The sequence below is a fragment of the Stenotrophomonas sp. STM01 genome (assembly GCF_014852135.1).
Classification (GTDB): Bacteria; Pseudomonadota; Gammaproteobacteria; order Xanthomonadales; family Xanthomonadaceae; genus Stenotrophomonas; species Stenotrophomonas capsici.
Map to the genome: position 1 here is coordinate 1,463,959 of NZ_JACVBA010000001.1, position 17,976 is coordinate 1,481,934.

Annotated in this window: 16 protein-coding genes; 5 read left to right on the plus strand and 11 right to left on the minus strand. The window is 68.0% G+C overall.

Features of this window, described 5'->3' with window-relative positions:
• Positions 1–5: 5 nt before the first annotated feature.
• Entirely contained in the window at positions 6–239 is a 234-nt protein-coding gene (locus tag IB227_RS06805) for a lipoprotein (protein WP_132865075.1), read from the minus strand.
• 179 nt (positions 240–418) lie between these two features.
• The gene (locus tag IB227_RS06810; RefSeq protein WP_192286744.1) at positions 419–2,527 is read right to left on the minus strand and encodes a S9 family peptidase; all 2,109 of its coding nucleotides are present in this window, start codon (positions 2,525–2,527) and stop codon (positions 419–421) included.
• 121 nt (positions 2,528–2,648) lie between these two features.
• On the opposite strand from IB227_RS06810, the gene IB227_RS06815 reads away from it, so the two are divergent.
• On the plus strand, positions 2,649–3,851 hold the full coding sequence (locus IB227_RS06815) for a pyridoxal phosphate-dependent aminotransferase (protein WP_192286745.1): 1,203 nt from the start codon (positions 2,649–2,651) through the stop codon (positions 3,849–3,851).
• 202 nt (positions 3,852–4,053) lie between these two features.
• On the opposite strand, the gene IB227_RS06820 is transcribed toward IB227_RS06815, so the two are convergent.
• The gene (locus tag IB227_RS06820; protein ID WP_192286746.1) at positions 4,054–6,153 is read right to left on the minus strand and encodes a prolyl oligopeptidase family serine peptidase; all 2,100 of its coding nucleotides are present in this window, start codon (positions 6,151–6,153) and stop codon (positions 4,054–4,056) included.
• 68 nt (positions 6,154–6,221) lie between these two features.
• Positions 6,222–6,539: a hypothetical protein gene (locus IB227_RS06825; RefSeq protein WP_192286747.1), complete on the minus strand. Its 318-nt coding sequence runs from the start codon at positions 6,537–6,539 to the stop codon at positions 6,222–6,224.
• 137 nt (positions 6,540–6,676) lie between these two features.
• Here IB227_RS06825 and IB227_RS06830 point away from each other — a divergent pair, with 137 nt between their 5' ends.
• Positions 6,677–7,276 carry a lipocalin family protein gene (locus IB227_RS06830; RefSeq protein ID WP_132865080.1) on the plus strand — a complete coding sequence of 200 codons (600 nt, stop codon included), beginning with the start codon at positions 6,677–6,679 and terminating at the stop codon, positions 7,274–7,276.
• Between the two features lie 144 nt (positions 7,277–7,420).
• Here IB227_RS06830 and IB227_RS06835 read toward each other — a convergent pair whose 3' ends face one another.
• Positions 7,421–8,386, minus strand: coding sequence for a YafY family protein (locus IB227_RS06835; protein ID WP_132865081.1), 966 nt, complete (start codon positions 8,384–8,386; stop codon positions 7,421–7,423).
• 161 nt (positions 8,387–8,547) lie between these two features.
• Here IB227_RS06835 and IB227_RS06840 point away from each other — a divergent pair, with 161 nt between their 5' ends.
• On the plus strand, positions 8,548–9,339 hold the full coding sequence (locus IB227_RS06840; RefSeq protein ID WP_132865082.1) for a DUF481 domain-containing protein: 792 nt from the start codon (positions 8,548–8,550) through the stop codon (positions 9,337–9,339).
• A 630-nt stretch (positions 9,340–9,969) separates the two neighbouring features.
• On the opposite strand, the gene hemC is transcribed toward IB227_RS06840, so the two are convergent.
• The 6 genes from hemC to IB227_RS06870 all read right to left on the minus strand — a co-directional run bounded on the left by hemC (position 9,970) and on the right by IB227_RS06870 (position 16,146).
• Positions 9,970–10,878: a hydroxymethylbilane synthase gene (hemC, locus tag IB227_RS06845; protein WP_192286748.1), complete on the minus strand. Its 909-nt coding sequence runs from the start codon at positions 10,876–10,878 to the stop codon at positions 9,970–9,972.
• A gap of 30 nt (positions 10,879–10,908) precedes the next feature.
• Entirely contained in the window at positions 10,909–11,628 is a 720-nt protein-coding gene (locus IB227_RS06850; RefSeq protein WP_192286749.1) for a LytTR family DNA-binding domain-containing protein, read from the minus strand.
• Between the two features lie 96 nt (positions 11,629–11,724).
• On the minus strand, positions 11,725–12,390 hold the full coding sequence (locus tag IB227_RS06855; protein ID WP_192286750.1) for an alpha/beta hydrolase: 666 nt from the start codon (positions 12,388–12,390) through the stop codon (positions 11,725–11,727).
• A gap of 119 nt (positions 12,391–12,509) precedes the next feature.
• Complete coding sequence (gene mdoH / locus IB227_RS06860) at positions 12,510–14,426, minus strand: glucans biosynthesis glucosyltransferase MdoH (RefSeq protein ID WP_192286751.1); 1,917 nt, start codon at positions 14,424–14,426, stop codon at positions 12,510–12,512.
• Between the two features lie 378 nt (positions 14,427–14,804).
• Positions 14,805–15,122 (minus strand): DUF3817 domain-containing protein, encoded by a 318-nt coding sequence (locus IB227_RS06865; protein ID WP_192287302.1) that lies wholly within the window; start codon positions 15,120–15,122, stop codon positions 14,805–14,807.
• Positions 15,123–15,222: 100 nt separating this feature from the next.
• Positions 15,223–16,146 carry a CorA family divalent cation transporter gene (locus IB227_RS06870; RefSeq protein WP_192287303.1) on the minus strand — a complete coding sequence of 308 codons (924 nt, stop codon included), beginning with the start codon at positions 16,144–16,146 and terminating at the stop codon, positions 15,223–15,225.
• A gap of 141 nt (positions 16,147–16,287) precedes the next feature.
• Here IB227_RS06870 and IB227_RS06875 point away from each other — a divergent pair, with 141 nt between their 5' ends.
• A complete protein-coding gene (locus IB227_RS06875; protein WP_192286752.1) occupies positions 16,288–16,563 on the plus strand; it encodes a hypothetical protein in 276 nt (91 codons plus the stop codon).
• Between the two features lie 127 nt (positions 16,564–16,690).
• Positions 16,691–17,857 (plus strand): hypothetical protein, encoded by a 1,167-nt coding sequence (locus IB227_RS06880; protein WP_225591611.1) that lies wholly within the window; start codon positions 16,691–16,693, stop codon positions 17,855–17,857.
• Positions 17,858–17,976 lie beyond the last annotated feature (119 nt).

Genomic DNA, 17,976 nt, shown 5'->3' on the forward strand with positions numbered 1-17,976 from the left:
GCTCATTACGGCTGGGTACCCTCGGCCGGCTTCCTGGCCTGCGCAGGCTCAGTGCCGTCGGTCGGCGGGACAGCGGCGGCATCGTCGGCAGCCGGTGCGTCTTCCGGCACCACCTCCTGCTCTTCGACCGGCACCGGCTTCTGCGGCATCACCAGCGGGCCTTTGTTGCCGCAGGCGGTGAGGGCCAGCAGCGCGCAGGCCACCGGGATGAGCAACAGGGAACGGGACGTCATGTTCATCCCCCGAGTATAGCCACTGGACCATGAAGTCCGGATGGAACTGCGGCTGTTCAGTCACCCATGGATCGCGTCCACTGGCTCCCGTCGGCCATCCCGCGCAGGGTGCCTGCCCATTGCAGGGCAACCGGGCAGGCACCGGTCATGGTTGCGGGCCGCCCGGGCCCGCAACCGGTTCGGCATTACTGGGCCACGCCCAGCTGCGACAGCACGAAGGCATACGACTCGGCCAGCTCGTGGTAACGCTGGAAGCGACCGGACTTGCCACCGTGGCCGGCTTCCATGTTGGTGCGGAACACGATCGGCAGGCTGCCGGTGTTCACGTCGCGCAGGCGCGCCACCCACTTGGCCGGCTCCCAGTACTGCACCTGCGAATCCCACAGGCCGGTACCGACGAACAGCGACGGATAGGCCTGGGCGCGCACGTTGTCGTACGGCGAGTAGCTCAGCATGTAGTCGTAGTACGGCTTCTGCTCGGGGTTGCCCCACTCGTCGTACTCGTTGGTGGTCAGCGGGATGCTGGCGTCGAGCATGGTGGTGACCACGTCCACGAACGGCACCTGGGCGACCATCACCCGGTAGTCACCCGGGGCCTGGTTGGCCACCGCGCCCATCAGCAGGCCGCCGGCACTGCCGCCGGACGCGGCCACGCGGTCCTTGGCGGCATAGCCCTGCGCGACCAGCGCGCGGGTGACGTCGACGAAGTCGTTGAAGGTGTTCTGCTTGTGCAGCAGCTTGCCGTCCTCGTACCAATTGCGGCCCATTTCCTCGCCGCCGCGGATGTGCGCGATGGCGTAGACCAGGCCACGATCAAGCAGGCTGACCACGCTCTGGTTGAAGCCGGGGTCCATCGACATGCCGTAACTGCCGTAGGCGTACTGGTACAGCGCGGCGCTGCCATCCTTCTTGAAACCCTTCTTGTAGACCAGCGACACCGGCACCTTGGCACCGTCGCGCGCGGTCACCCAGACCCGCTCGGTCTGGTACAGCGACGGGTCGTAGCCGATCACCGGCTGCTGCTTGAGCTGGCGGCGCTCGCCGGTCTTCACGTTGAGCTCGTAGGTGGTGGCCGGCGTGGTCAGCGAGGTGTAGCCGTAGCGCAGCCAGTCGGTGTCGGGCTCGGCATTGACCGACAGGCCCATCGAATACGCCGGCTCGTCGGCCTTGACGAACTCGCTGCGGCCGTCGGCAAACAGCAGGCGCACGCGCTCCAGCGCGTCGGCGCGCTCGGCGATGGCGGTGTAGCCGTTGAACAGCTCGAAGCCCTCGACCAGCACCTGCGGGTCGTGCGCCACCCAGTCCTGCCACTGGTCGCGGCGGGTGGCACCTTCCGGCGCGGTGACCAGCTTGAAGTTCTTCGCGCCATCGGCGTTGGTGCGGATCACCCAGCGGCCGTCGAAGTGGTCGGCGTCGTATTCCACGTCGCGCGCACGCGGGGCGAGCACGGTGAAGGTGCCCGGGTTGGCGGCCGAGGTGTAACGCAGCTCGGAGGACACGGTGCTGTCCACGCCGATGGTGATGAACTTGTCGTCGCGGGTACGGCCGATGCCCATGTAGAAGCTGTCATCGGTTTCCTCGTACACCAGCACGTCGCTGCTGGCCGGGGTGCCGAGCACGTGCTTCTTCACCCGCACGGTGAGCAGGGTTTCCGGGTCGTTCTCGACGTAGAACACGGTGCGGCTGTCATCGGCCCAGACCACGTTGGCCGACACCCCGGTGATCACGTCCGGCAGCAGCTGGCCGGTGCCCAGGTCCTTGAAGCGGATCGTGTACTGGCGACGGCCCACGTCATCCTCGGCCCAGGCCAGGATGCGGTTGTCCTGACTGACCGCCATATCGTCGACACCGAAGAAGCCCTTGCCCTCGGCCATGGCGTTGAGGTCCAGCAGCACCTCTTCCGGGGCCTGCATGTCGCCCTTGCGGCGCGCATGGATGGGGTAGTCCTTGCCGGTCTCGTAGCGGGTGTAATACCAGTAGCCGCGCTCGCGGTACGGCACGCTGGCATCATCCTGCTTGATGCGCCCGACGATCTCGGCGTACAGCTTGTCCTCCAGCGGCTTGAGCGGCGCCATCAACGCATCGGTGTAGGCGTTCTCGGCGTTGAGGTAGGCCAGCATGGCCGGATCCTCGCGCTTGTCGTCGCGCAGCCAGTAGTACTCGTCCTGGCGCTGCGCACCGAACGGCGCCTTGACCGTGTGCGGACGCTTCTCGACATCCGGCGGAGTGGGCGTTGCGGCGATGGCGGAATTGATCATCAGGCTTGCTACCAACAGACAAAGGGTGGGTTTCACGGAGGGGTTCCCATCGACGGGGCGGATGCCCGCGCAATGCCGACAGTGTGCCATGGGCGATGCAGCCCTTCGAGACGACGTACGGCTGCCAGCACCGGCCTTGCGGCCTATGATGTCGGCGATGAACACCCCAGCCCCCACGCCGTCCGGCTACAGCCGGCGCAGCCACGAGATCGCCCCGTTCCACGTCATGTCCCTGTTGGCCCGCGCCAATGCGCTGGAGCAGGCCGGCCACGATGTGATCCACCTGGAAATCGGCGAGCCTGACTTCACCACCGCCGAGCCGGTCATCCGCGCCGGCCAGGCCGCGCTCGCCGCCGGACATACCCGCTACACCGCCGCGCGTGGCCTGCCGGCACTGCGCGAGGCCATCGCCGGCTTCTACGCGGACCGCTACCGGTTGCAGATCGATCCGGAGCGCATCCTGGTCACCCCGGGCGGTTCCGGCGCGCTGCTGCTGGCTTCCAGCCTGCTGGTCGACCCGGGCCGGCACTGGCTGCTGGCCGACCCCGGCTATCCGTGCAACCGCCATTTCCTGCGCCTGGTGGAAGGCGCCGCGCAGCTGGTGCCGGTCGGCCCGGACAGCGGTTACCAGCTCACCCCCGAACTGATCGCCGGGCACTGGAACGCCGACAGCGTCGGCGCGCTGGTCGCTTCCCCCGCCAACCCCACCGGCACCACGCTGGACGCGACCCAGCTGGCCGCCTTGTCGGCCACCTTGAAGGCACGCGGCGGCCATCTGGTGGTGGACGAGATCTACCACGGCCTGACCTACGGCTTCGACGCCCGCAGCGTGCTGGAAGTGGACGACGAGGCGTTCGTGCTGAACAGCTTCTCCAAGTACTTCGGCATGACCGGCTGGCGGCTGGGTTGGCTGGTGGCGCCCCCGGCTGCGGTACCGGAACTGGAGAAACTGGCGCAGAACCTGTACATCAGCGCGCCCTCGATGGCGCAGCATGCCGCGCTGGCCTGCTTCGCGCCGGAGACGATCGCCATCTTCGAGCAGCGTCGCGCGCAGTTCCAGCAGCGTCGCGACTACCTGCTGCCCGCCCTGCGCGAGCTGGGCTTCCGCATCGACGTGGAGCCCCAGGGTGCGTTCTACCTGTACTGCGACGTGAGCGCATTCACCGATGACGCGCAGGCCTTCTGCGCGCACTTCCTGGAGACCGAGCACGTGGCGTTCACGCCCGGCCTGGACTTCGGCCATCACCGCGCCAACCAGCACGTACGCATCGCCTACACCCAGGACGTGGCCCGGCTGCAGGAGGCGGTGCAGCGGATCGGGCGCGGGTTGGAGCGCTGGCAGGGACAACAGACGACCTGATGACTCCCTTCTCCCGCCTGCGGGGGAAGGTGCCCGCAGGGCGGATGGGGGGCGTTCGACTTCGAGGGCGTTCATATCCGCTCACCATCAGGGCTTCGCCCCTGCCCTCACCCCAACCCCTCTCCCGCCTGCGGGAGAGGGGCTTCAAACAACAAACGCCACCTTCCGGTGGCGTTTGTTGTGTATCAACTCCAGCTGAGCATCACTTCTTGCTCAGCTGCTCCCACAGGAAGCTGTAGGCCAGTGCCGACATGTGCGCGGCCTGCGCGTTGTTGGCTGCGCCGCCGTGGCCACCTTCGATGTTCTCGTAGTAGGTCACGTCCTTGCCGGCGTCGATCATCTTGGCCGCCATCTTGCGGGCATGGCCCGGATGCACGCGGTCATCGCGGGTGGAGGTGGTGAACAGCACCGGCGGGTAGGTCTTGGCCGGGTCGAACAGGTGGTACGGCGAGAAGGTCTTGATGAACTCCCAGTCAGCCGTGTCCGGGTTGCCGTACTCGGCCATCCACGAGGCGCCGGCCAGCAGGTGGCTGTAGCGCTTCATGTCCAGCAGCGGCACCTGCACCACCACCGCACCGAACAGCTCCGGGTACTGGGTCAGCATGTTGCCGGTCAGCAGGCCGCCGTTGCTGCCGCCCTGCACGCCCAGGTGCCTGGCCGAGGTGATGTTGCGGCTGACCAGGTCCTGCGCCACCGCCGCCATGTCCTCGTAGGCCTTGTGGCGGTTCTGCTTCAGCGCGGCCTGGTGCCAGCGCGGGCCGTACTCGCCGCCGCCGCGGATGTTGGCCACCACGTACACGCCGCCCTTGTCCAGCCAGGCGCGGCCCATGCCACCGGAGTAGCCCGGGGTCAGCGAGATCTCGAAGCCACCGTAGCCGTACAGCAGGGTCGGGTTGGAGCCATCCAGCTTCATCGCCTTGTCGTGCACCACGAAGTACGGCACGCGGGTGCCGTCCTTGCTGGTGGCGAAATGCTGCTCGATCACCTTGCCGCTGGCGTCGAAGAACGCCGGCATGGTCTTGAGCACTTCCGGCTGCTGGCCGATCTCTGCTAGCGACAGCGTGGTCGGGGTCAGGTAATCGGTGACGGTCATCCACACCGCGTCGCTTTCGTCGGCGTCGACCGCGCCGATGCCAATGGTGCCGAACGCCGGTGCGCCGGTGAAATCACCGGTGGTCCAGCCGTTGGCACCGTGGGTCAGCACCTGCAGGCGGTTCTTGACGTCGTCCAGCACGTTCAGCACCACGTGCGACTTGGTCCAGGACATGCCGGCCAGCGACGTCGTTTCGGTCGGTGCGAACAGCACGTCGAACTCGCGCTTGCCGGCCATGAAGTCATCGAACTTCGTGGCCAGCAGCGAACCGGCGGCGTAGGTCTTGCCACCCACGGTCCACGGCTCGCGCAGCTCCAGGGTCAGCCACTCGCGGCGCACGCCCTTCTCGGCCGAGTTCGGCGCATCGATCTTGGTCAGCTTGCCGTCGGCGCCGAGCACGAACAGCTCGTTGTTGTAGAAGGCGATGGTGCGGCTGACGTAGTTGCGCTCGAAGCCCGGGGTGTCGTCGTGCATCGCGGCGATGTACATGTCCTCCGGCTTGCCTTCGTACACGGTCGTGGCCGAGGCCATCGGCGTGCCGCGGCGCCACTGCTTGACCACGCGCGGGTAGCCGGACGTGGTCATCGAGCCATCACCGAAGTCGGTGTAGACGAACACGTTGTCCTGGTCGATCCAGCCCAGGCCACCCTTGGCTTCCGGACGGAAGAAACCGTCCTTGATCCAGTCCTTCCTGGACAGGTCGAACTCGCGGGTGACGTCGGCATCGGCGCCGCCGCGCGAAAGCGCGATCAGGCAGCGGGTGTACTCCGGGCGCAGGCAGTTGGCGCCATGCCACACCCAGTTCTCGCCCTCGGCCTTGTTCAGCGCGTCCAGGTCCAGCACGGTTTCCCACAGCGGCTCGGCCTTGCGGTACTCCACCAGCGTGGTCCGGCGCCACACGCCGCGCTCGTGCTGCTTGTCCTTCCAGAAGTTGTAGTAGTAGTCGCCGATCTTCTCCACGCCCGGGATCTTGGCGTCCGAATCCAGCACCTCGCGGATGCCGGCTTCCATCTGCCGGAACTGCGGGGTCTGCGCCAGGCGGCCCTCGGAACGGGCGTTCTGCTCCTTCACCCACGCCAGCGGCTTGTCGCCGGTGACGTCTTCGAGCCAGGCGTAGTTGTCCTGGAGTTCGTCAGCGGCCATGGCGGCACCGGCCAGGCCAGAGGAGATCAGGCCTGCAACGAGGCAGGCGGAGGTGATTCGGGACATGTGTGCTCCACGCGGACATAGGCCGCGAACGCTAGCACAGGCCCTGCCCCACCTCCCCCTGTCGAAGGTCAGGCCACCTGCGACCAGCGCGCCCGGGCCGGACGGCGTGCGCGGCGCGCCTGCGGGCCACGGCGGCGCGGTGCTGCCTGGCGGTTGCGCCAGCGCGCGGGCAGGCGGAAGCGGTACAGGGCCCACCATGCGCTCAACGGCATGCCGACCAGCCACAACGGCAACCAGCCGATCCACTCGCTGTGGCCTCGCGCCGCCGGCCATACCACCACCAGGGCCAGCCCTGCCATCACGGCTTGCCTGACGCAACGCAGCACCCCCGGATCGGGGGTCGGCTCAGGGTGACGGCGGGATGACGAAGCAGCAGGCTTGGACATGACGTTCTCCGGCAATGGGACGGGTGTTGGCGTGCATCCTCGCCATCGGCCATCTCACGGACTGCGACCTGCCATTGACGCGCCCATCGCTGCCCGTCGAACATGCTGCCGTCATCAACCATGGCGCGTCCTACGCAATGCGACTCATTCCCGCGATCCTGTCCGCCCTGCTGCTGAGCTTCACCCTGCCGCTGGCCCCTGCACATGCGCAGGACCCGGCTGCCGCCGCCCCGGTCGTGGAGGGCGATGCCGACGGCCCGATCGACCTGCAGCGCTTCATGGGCCGCTGGTACGTGATTGGCCGGGTGCCCAATTTCGTCGAGCGTGGCCACGTGGCCAGCGTCAACACCTACTCGCTGACGGACGGGGACAAGGTCGCCATCCGCTACCAGTTCCGCGACGGCTTCAACGAGCCCGAGGAGGAGATCAACATCCGCGCCAAGGTTGATGACGACAGTGGCAACCGGCGCTGGCGCACCTGGTTCTACAAGATCGTGCCGACCCACTCGCGCATCCTGGAAGTGGCACCGGACTATTCCTGGGCCCTGATCGGCTACCCGGGCCGCGAGATGGCCTGGATCTTCGCCCGCCAGCCGGACATGGATGCGGCTACCTACCGGGCGCTGGCACTGCGCCTGCGCGACAAGTACGACGTCAACACCGACAAGCTCAAGCGCGTGCCGCAACACCCGGCGCAGGTGGACAGGCTGGGCTTCGAGGTACCGAACAAGAAGTAGCCACGGCTGGCCGGATCGGCCACCGGAACCCCCGCGCCCTTCGCCGTGGCCTGCACCACGCCACGGCACACTGCCTTGCGATCACTGCCGCAAGGTAGTCACGGAAACCGGGGCGCTGCATCCGCCCCGGGGCGGCGTTTGACGTCAGTCGTAATTGCTCAGGGCCAGCGACAACAGCGCCTTGGCCTGTTCGCGCAGCGACTGTGGCTCGACGATTTCCGCGTCCGAACCGTAATGCAGCACGTCCATCAGCAGCTCGCGCGACACGCTGTAGGGCACCTTCAGTTCATAACGCCCATCCGGCAGGAACCGCCCCTGCTGCTTGGAATGCCAGTGTTCGTCGGCCACCCAGCGGGCGGCCTTGGCACTGAACACGATGGTCGCCCAGCCCTTGGGGGCACCGGAAAAGATGCCGTAGCTGGCGGCCAGCTGCTCGTTCAGCTCTTCATCCGGTACGTCGCGGGCCGGCTGTTCGAGCAACCGGGCCTGGTGGATGCGGTCCACCGCGAAACTGCGCACCGCCTCGCGGGTATGGTCCCAGGCGTCCAGGTACCAGTTGTCGCGGTAATGGGTGATGCGCTGCGGTGACACCGTGCGGCGGGTGGCCTCGTCGGTGGAACGGGCACGGTATTCGAAGGACAGCTGCTTGCGCTCGAGCACGCCCGAGGCCACGGTGCGGAAACTGGCCTCGTCCAGCTTGCGGCCGCGGTGCGGGATGACCCGGACCCGCTCGACCGGCCAGGAGGACGCCCCGGCCTGGGCCGCGAGCAGGCTCTCGATGCGCTGCTGCAACGGCGCCAGCACCGAGGACAGCACGCCGCCACTGGTCCGCGCCAGCAGGTGCTGGGAGGCCAGCAACGCATGCAGCTCCTCGGAACTGAGCCACAGCCCGGGCAACTCGAAACGGTCGCTTTCGGCAGTCTGGTAGCGGAAGCCGGCGTCGCCGTCGCCCTCCACCGGCGCCATCAGCGCGTCGCGCAGAAAGGCCAGATCGCGGTAAACCGTGGCACGGGAACAGCCCAATTCCTCCTGCAGCCGCACCACCGTGATGGGGTAGCGGGCGGACTTGAGCAGACGATGCAGCGCATTGATGCGTTCATAGCGGTCCATGGCCCGATTATGTCCGAAGTTCAGCGCCGGTTGGGGTCCGGCAACCGCTCCTGCCCGCCTAACCGCGTCTGAAGCAGGGCCATCGGCACGGGTCCGGCGCCGGACCCATCCGGTATCATGAAACCGTTTACTTGCCCGCCTTGGCCCCGGAGATTCAATCGATGTCCCTGCGTGTTTCCCTGCTCCTGCCGTTGCTGCTGTGCGCCCCGGCCGCCTGGGCCGACGACGGCCAGACCCCCGACGAGGCCACCCTGGCAGCCATGACCTCCCCCTGGAGCGGCAGCGGCGGCGAACTGGGTTTCGCCTCGGCCCACGGCAACAGCAACACCGAGAGCTTCAACGGCCGCCTCAAGCTGCGTTACACCGACGATGACTGGGTGCACAGCATGGACCTGTTCGGCCTGCGCTCCAGCTCCGAGTACACCGAGACCAGCGACGACGGCACCAGCAAGCGCACCCGCCAGACCACCGCCAACCGCTACACGGCCAGCGCCGGCAGTGCGCTGCAGTTGGGCGAGCATCGCCAGATCACCGCCACCGGGCGCTATGAGCGGGACGATTTCGCCACCTACGACCGCCAGGCCAGCTTCGGTCTCGGCTACGGTACCCGCCTGATCGACGGCGAGCGGCTGATCCTGGACACCCAGATCGGCCCCGGCGTGCGCCGCAGCCACAATGCCGATACCGACGAGAACCGCGTCGGCCTGATCGGCCGCGGCCTGTTCGACCTGAAGTACACCATCACCGACAACACCGAGCTGGTGAACACGTTGCTGGTGGAATCGGGCTCGTACAACACCTTCGCGCAGAATGATTTCGGCGTGTCGGTGAACATGAACAAGCACTTCGCGCTGAAAGCCGGCTGGCAGGCCCGCCACAACAGCGACGTCACCGAAGACAAGCGCAAGACCGATACGCTGACCACGATGAACGTGGTTTACAGCTTCAAGTAAGCGATCGCGCGGGATCCTTGAAGAAGCCGGCTTTCGCCGGCTTTTTCATGCGCGGGTGCTTTAGGTGCATGGGGCGGCGAGCTGCCCTCCTTCATTGGAGCGCGGCTCGGCAGTGCGCTGGGGCGGGATGCCTTCCGCGACCGGAACCATCATCGGCTTCGCGGCCAAGGCCGCTCCTACGACAGCGCGGCGACCTGCTCCCTCCCTTGAGCGCGACTCCGGGGAGGATTGGGAGGTGTGCTTTTCGCGACCGGAACCGCCATCGGCTTCGAGGCCAAGGCCGTTCCTACGGCAGCGCGGCGATCTGCCCCCTCCCTTGAGCGCAGCTCAGGGGAGGATTGGGAGGTGTGCTTTTCGCGACCGGAACCGCCATCGGCTTCGAGGCCAAGGCCGTTCCGACGACAGCGCGGCGATCTGCCCCCTCCCTTGAGCGCAGCTCAGGGGAGGATTGGGAGGTGTGCTTTTCGCGACCGGAACCGCCATCGGCTTCGCGGCCAAGGCCGTTCCTACGGCAGCGCGGCGATCAGCCCCCTCCCTTGAGCGCAGCTCAGGGGAGGGTTGGGGAGGGGTGCTCCTGACAACGGGGCGGGGTATCGACTTCGTGGCCGGGACCGCGCCTACGCGGGCCACTCAACGCAGCAGTTCACCCGCGCCACCATCGAGCAGCCTGCTCGCCACGCTGCGGCCCAACGCCTCCGGGTCCGTCGCCGGCCCCTGCCCTTCGGCGCGGACGATGCGCCCATCGGTCACGCCGCCCACCAGCCCCTGCAACCACAGGTCCTGGCCACGCCATTGCGCCAGGCCGGCCACCGGCACGTGGCAGCTGCCGTCCAAGGCGCGGTTCATCGCCCGCTCGGCCTCCACGCAGCTGCGGGTCGGCGCATCGTCCAGCGCCGCCACCAGCGCGATCACCGCGCCGGCATCGGCCCTGCATTCGATCGCCACTGCGGCCTGCGCCGGTGCCGGCAGCCATTGTGGCGCCACCAGCCGGCTGCGGATGCGCGCTTCCAGCGCCAGCCGCTCCAGGCCCGCGCAGGCCAGGATGATGGCGTCGTACTCGCCGGCGTCGAGCTTGCCCAGGCGCGTGTTGACGTTGCCGCGCAGGTCGCGGGTGAGCAGGTCCGGGCGCAGCGCGCGCAACTGCGCCTGGCGGCGCAGCGAGGACGTGCCCACCACCGCGCCGGCCGGCAGGTCGTCCAGCGTGTCGTACTGGTTGGAAACGAAGGCATCGGCCGGATCGGCGCGGGTGAGGATGGCCGGCAGCGCGAACGGTGCCTCCAGCTCCATCGGCACGTCCTTGAGCGAATGCACCGCGCAGTCGGCCTCGCCACGCAGCATCGCCAGCTCCAGCTCCTTCAGGAACAGGCCCTTGCCGCCGATGGCCGCCAGCGAACGGTCCAGCACCTCGTCGCCGCGGGTGCTCATCGGCACCAGTTCCACCGCCAGCCCCGGGTGGGCCTGGCGCAGGCGGTCAGCGACGTGTTCGCTCTGCCACAGGGCGAGCGGGCTCTTACGGGTAGCAATGCGCAGGATGGTCATGCGGCCATTATCGCCGCTGGCGGCGCCCGCTCACAGCCGGACCAGTTCGGTCCGCAGATTGGCGACGCAGCGTCGGCTGACCTCCAGGGGCTGTTCGACGCCGCGTAGCACCGCCTGGACCTGGCCGGCCGGCGTGCGTCGCACTTCCTGCAGGCGGTCGCGGGCGACCAGGCAGTTGCGATGGATGCGGATGAACCGCGAGCCGAACTCCTCTTCCAGCGAGCGCAGCGATTCCTCGACCAGATCCTGCCCCCGCGCATGGTGCAGCACGACGTACTTCTCCTCGGCCTGCAGGTACAGGATGTCCTCCACCGGCACCAGTCGCAGGCTGCCACGCAGGCGTGCGCTCAGGGTGCGACGCGGCTGATGGGCGGGGGGGCTGGCGCGCCCGGCAAGGAAAGTGCGCGCCCGCTCCAGCGCCGCGGTCAGGCGCTCGGCGCGTATCGGCTTCATCAGGTAGTCGATCGCCGCAGCCTCGAACGCGGACAGCGCGTGCGCATCGAAGGCAGTGCAGAACACCACTGCCGGGCGCGGCTCGACACGCGCCAGCTGCCGGGCCACCTCCAGCCCGTCGATGCCGGGCATGGCGATGTCAAGCAGCAGCAGGTCCGGCTGGTGTTGCGCGCAGGCCTGCAGGGCCTCGTCGCCGTTGGCCGCCTCGGCCAACACCACTACCCCATCATGCCCGGCCAGCAATGCGCGCAGGCGCCCGCGTGCCAAGGGCTCGTCATCGGCAATGACCACCTTCATATCACTCTCCCCATGGAACGCCGGCATGGCCATGGTAGCCCTGCCGTCGCACCGCCATTGTGTTCAACCCCCGGACAAGGCGTCCCCACGCCCTGTTCAACCCGCGCTGAAACGCGCCTGCAGCCAGTCACCCAGCGCGTGGATTTCCTCGGCGCAGACCTGGTGTGCCATCGGATAGCGGTGCCATTCCAGCTCGAAGCCCATCGCCTTGAGCACCTGGGCGCTGTTCTCGGCGACCTGCACCGGAATCACCGGATCGGCGCTGCCGTGGGCCATGAAGACCGGCTGCGTGTTGGCACCGGCGGCCAACTGGTCGGCCGCGGCGTCCACTTCCGGCAGGTAGGTCGACAGCGCCACCAGCCCGGCCAGTTGCGCACGCCGCTGCAGGCCCGCCGACAGGGTGATCGCACCGCCCTGGGAGAAGCCGGCCAGCACGATGTGGTCCAGTGCGATGCCGCGGGCCTGCTCGCGTGCGATCAGCGCCTCCACCTGCGCCACCGATTCGGCCACGCCGCTGGCGTCGGCGCGGCTGCGGAAATCCATGCTGACGATGTCGTACCACGCGCGCATCGGCATGCCACCGTTGATGGTGACCGCGCGCTTGGGGGCATGCGGGAACACGAAGCGGATCGCCGGCCAGTGCGGGCGCACCAGCTCCGGCACGATGGGGGCGAAATCGTGCCCATCAGCGCCCAGACCGTGCAACCAGATGACCGACCATTCCGGCGCCGCGCCGGTTTCCTGCTCCACCGTTTCCAACATCTGCATGACTCCCGAAGACGAAGCGGGATTATGCCGCCTGGCCGCGGCGCGATGTTCGGGCCAACGGTTCAACGGCTACGGCCCGGGGACCGGTACGTGCCCGGGCCCGGTGGCGGCAGTCAGTCCTGCAGCGGTTCGCGCAGCGCAGCCGCGCGCAGTTCGGCGGCACGCACCAGCACCTGCGGCGGGTGGCTTTCCTCCGGGATGCACAGCAGGCCGTGACGGCGCAGCCAGTCACCCACCTTGCGCGAGGAGGTCCAGGCCACCACCGGCACCGCCAGTGCCATGCCCACCACCACCGGCGCCATCCACGCCGCCAATGGCGGCGACACCGCATACGCCATGGCACCGACCATCAGGCCGAACAGGCTCAGGCCACCGTAGCCACGCAGCAGCGCGCCCCAGGAAATGCTGCCGTCGTCGCGCTGCTGCGCATCCCAGCCGGAGTCCTTGCCGGCCAGCACTTCGGCCACGCCACGCGACTGCACGTACATCACCACCGGCGCCATCAGCGCCGCCAGCAGGGTTTCCAGCAACATCGAGACGAAGGCGCGCAGCGCGCCGCCGCAACCGATGCGTTCGCTGCGCGAGGTCAGCATCGCCACGTAGCCCATGGCCTTGGGCGCAAGCAGCACCGCCATGGTGATCGCGAATACCCAGAGCACGCCGTCCTGGTCCAGGCCGCGCCAGTAATGCGACGGGGACATGCGCAGGTGCAGTTCCTCGGCCAGGTCGATGCCACCATGGATCAGCGGGATCGCCACGCCGATCAGCATCAGCATCGCCCACATCGGCGCGGTGAAGTAATGGCCGATGCCGATCATCATGTGCACGCGGCTGATCCAGTGCAGGCCGGACGTCCCCACCACCTTGGCGTGCTGCAGGTTGCCCTGGCACCAGCGGCGGTCGCGGATCAGCAGGTCGGTCAGCGTCGGCGGGCCTTCCTCGTAGCTGCCCTGCAGGTACGGCACCATGTGCGCGGCCCAGCCGCCCCGGCGGATCAGCGCCGCTTCCACGAAGTCATGGCTGAGGACATGGCCGCCGAACGGCTTGCGCCCCGGCAGCTCCGGCAGCCCGGCCTGCTCGGCGAAGGCGCGGGTGCGGATGACCGCGTTGTGCCCCCAGTAGTTGCTCTCGGCGCCATGCCACCAGGCCACGCCGTAGGCCATCACCGGGCCATACACGCGCCCGCCGAACTGCTGCATGCGGGCAAAGGCGGTGCGCCCGTTGACCACCGCCGGCAGCGACTGGATCAGGCCCACGTTGGGATGGTTCTCCATCGCCGACACCAGCCGCACGATGACATCACCGGTCATCAGGCTGTCCGCGTCCAGGATCAGCATCTGCGGGTATGCGCCACCGAAGCGGCGCACCCAGTCGGCGATGTTGCCGGCCTTGCGGCCGACGTTGCTGGCGCGGCGCCGGTAGAACAGCCGCCCTTCCCCGCCGGTGGCAGCGACCAGGCGCGCGAACACCTGTTCCTCGGCACGGCCGATGGCGTCGCGGGTGGTGTCGCTGAGCACGAAGAAGTCGAAGTTCTCGAGCTGGCCGGTGGCGGCGACCGATTCGTAGATGGCCTGCAGGCCGGCCATCATCCGGCGCGGGTCCTCGTTGTAGGTCGGCATCAGCAGCGCGGTGCGGCTGCGCAGCGTCGGCAGCGGCGTGTCCGGGTAGATGCCCAGCTTGCGCCGGCCGCGCAGCAACGCCTGCAGGCCGGCCAGGCTGCCGACGAAGGACAGCGCGACCCAGGCAAACAGCAGCACGAACAGCACCAGCAGCACGCCTTCGAGCACGTTCAGGCCACCGTTGAGCAGCACCCGCGCCATCATCCAGGTCGCGCCAACGGTCATCAGCGCGGTGGTGCCGAACACGTACAGGCGACGCAGGCCGATGTTGGGCGGGGCGGTGTCCTGACGCGGCACCTGCAGGCGGCCGGTGCGCAGCGATTGCTCCGGCATCTCCAACGGGTGTTCACCCGGCAGGATGGCGATGCCTGCATCGAGGGCGGCGGTGGTCTCGGTCACGGAGCTACTCATTGCCGCGCTGCCCCGGCGATCACGAAGGAAACGAACCGCTGCCCGGCAACGTGTTGCTGATTGTCTCGGTGTCGCACCAGAAATCCTTGAAGAGGGAACGCGTTGTGCGTTGAAGGCCAGAAGGGCAGAGGTGGACCAATGCCACGGGGCATCGACGACGTACCGGGGGAACACCCTCCGGTGGTACGGGAGCCCCCTCGACCGCACCACCCGGCCCCTCCGGACCAGCGCAGCGCCAGGACCCGGCGCTGCAGAGGCGCATTATCCATGATCGCGCGTGACCACCAAAACGGTCATCGACCACTGTTTCACTGCTGTTCGGGCACGGTTGAAGCAAAACCGACGAGGCCCGCGTCGCGGGCCCCGGGATGAAAACGGTTACGGCGCCGAACCGTCACGCGCGGACAACAGGCCAATGCGGCGGAACCACATCTCCAGTGGCACGGTCACCAACGGCGGCACCGCCGCGACCAGTGCCACCAGCATCGCCCACAGCGGCCAGCGCAGTTTGATCCAGGCGTACAGGCAGATGGCGACGTAGAAGAGGAAGGCAATGCCATGCAGCGGCCCGAAGATGCGCACGCCCAGGTCGGTGAGTTCCAGGCCACGCTTGAGCAGCATGCCGACCAACAACCCTGCCCAGGTGACGCCTTCGATCAATGCGGCGGCGGCGAACAGCTTTCCTGCAGGGGACATCGGCTTGACGGGCATTGCGGCTCCTGGAACACGTGGGGAGACGCGATTGTAGGTGGCCGGGCGCTGGCGGTTAAGGGGCATGCCGGCGCCCGGCGCGCGCTCAGATCCAGCCGCGCCGCCTGAACCATGCTAGCGGCACAACGATGCTCAGCAGCACCACGCCCAAGGCGATCGCGTAACCGTAATGCCAGTGCAGCTCCGGCATCGCGGCGAAGTTCATGCCCCACACGCCAACCAGCACCGTCGGCGGGATGCCCACCACCGAGGCCACCGCCATCACCTTCATCACTTCGTTCTGGTCCATGTTGATCAGGCCCAGCACGCTGTCGAGCAGGAATTCGTTGCGGTCCCCCAGCTGCTGCTCGAACTCGCTCAGCGAGGTCAGGTCCTTGAGCACCAGCTTGATCCGCTTGGGCGCCTCGGCGCCGAACCACTCCGGCGCCGACTCATCCAGGTAGTTCACCATCCGCAACAGTCCGTGCAGGGTGTTGTGCATGGCGCTGATGCGCCGCCCCATCACCCCCACCTCGTGCAGCATGCCTTCCAGCCGGTGCGAGGCGCGGCGCCCCTTGGGGTGGTTGAAGGCCTGCCGCGAGAACTCGCTCATCGTGCTCTCCAGCGATTCCAGCTGGTCGGCCAGGTGGTCGACGATGTGCTCGATCACGCGCAGGAACAGGTCCGCCGCGCCCACGCAGGGGTGCTTGCCGAGGTCGGCCTCCAGGCCGTCGAGCACGTCCAGCGTATGCTCACGCTGCACCACCAGTGCATGCGGGGCGACCACGAAGCCCAGCGGCGCAACCACGTGGTCCACCGCGTACTGGAAGCGCGGCAGGTTCAGCACCAGCGCCTCGCCCTCGCGCCGGACCCGGCTGCTGAACTCGATCTCGCTGATGCCGGCCCGGTCCGGGATGGCGAACCCCACCTGCCGGGAGGCCTGGTCCAGTTCCTCCGGCGTGGGCTGGCACAGGTCCACCCACAGCGCCGGTGGCGTGGCGGACGGGGTGATGGGACGGCAATGCAGCATCGACGGCACCTGCAACGGGAAACCATGCCCGCATGGTCCATCCAATGCCTGCGCCAGGTAAAGCACCCCGCGCGTGTGGCGGTTGCGCGGCACCGGCTTCATCACGCAAGCTCTGCGCTCCCTTCGGCCAACACTCCACCCATGCAAGACAACATCATCCAGATCATTCCCGCCAACGGCTGGGTCGCGGTATTCGAGGAAAACGGCGATGAAAGCGCGCAGTCGCTGGTCTGCTTCGCCGTCGTGGAAGAAGCCGGCAAGCGTGCGGTGCGGCCGATGGTGGCCAACGGCAAGCTGATCAGCCTGGCCGACACCCTGCCCCACTTCGCCCGTGTCGAAGAGCTCGATGCCTTCGAAGACGAGGAAGAGGAGGAGGAAGACGAGGAAGAAGAGGACGAGGAAGAAGACGAAGGCTGAGCCCTTCGCCCCCGCGTCTCCGATGGCCCGGCCTGCCCTGCGCAGCCGGGCTTTCTTTTTGCCTGTCATCACCGGGTCACGCCCGCGCTCGATGCTCCTCGGTTGCTTCCGGACCGCCTCGCACGCCATGAAGATCCGCACCCCGCTGCTGACCCTGCTCGCCGTCGGCATCAGCTTCACCGCCCTGGCCGCGCCTTCCACGACACCGCCGGTGCTGCCCGTGGCACACCACGGCGGGCAATGGGAGTCCGGACACGTGCAGGGCATCGCCGTGGACCGCGCCAACGGCTACATCTACTACTCCTTCACCAACCTGCTGGCGCGCTATGACTTCAAGGGCAACCTGGTGGGCACGCTGGTCGGCTGGACCGGCCACCTGGGCGACCTGGACTTCAACCCCGCCGATGGCAAGGTCTACGGATCGCTGGAGTACAAGAAGGACAACGCCTTCTACATCGCGATGATCGACGTATCGCGCATCGACCGGGTGGGCATCCGCGCCTCGGAAAGCGACATGCTGCGCACCGTCTACCTGCCGGAGGTGGTGGCGGACTACACCGCCGACGTCAACGGCGATGGGCGCTTCGAAGGCGATGACGGCAGGTACCGCGGCAGGGAGGCCGAATCACCCGACCACCGCTATGGCTGCTCGGGCATCGATGGCGTCTCGTTCGGCCCCCGCTTCGGCCGGGCCGACGGACCGCGCCTGCTCACCGTCGCCTACGGCATCTACGGCAACGCCGCGCGCAGCGACAACGATCACCAGGTGCTGCTGCAGTACGACACCGCGCAATGGGATGCTCTCGCGCGCCCGCTCACCGAAGCGGCGCCGCACCACAGCGGCCCGGCCACCGTCGACGGCAAGTACTTCGTGCGCACCGGCAATACCCGCTATGGCGTGCAGAACCTGGCGTACGACGACCACGGCCACCGCTGGTTGATGGGCGTTTATGCCGGCAACAAGCCACAGTTCCCGAACTACCTGATGTTCGCGGTCGATGCACGCAGCGCCCCGGTCCGGGCTGACCTGCGCGGCGTCGCCGGCCAACGCGCCGGGCAGTGGCAGAAGGGCCTGTTGTTGCCGCTGGCCGACATGGGCCTGCACGACACGGCCAGCGGCGTGCGGGGCTGGAACCAGAAGAGCGATGTCGGCCTGCAGCCACTGGGGGACGGCCTGTTCTACCTGGCCACGGACGCGCGCATCGATGGAAAGCAGAGCGCGGATCTGCGCCTGATGCGCTGGACCGGCGACGCACACCAACCGTTCCTACCGGTCGACGCCGACCTCCGCTAGGAGCGGCCCAGGCCGCGACGCGCGCGGCATGTCTGCCCGTGCGTGCGCCTGCCATTGCAGGAACGTCGGCAATCGATGCACGTCATCCACCGTGGGCTTCACCGCCGAGGCCGCTCCCA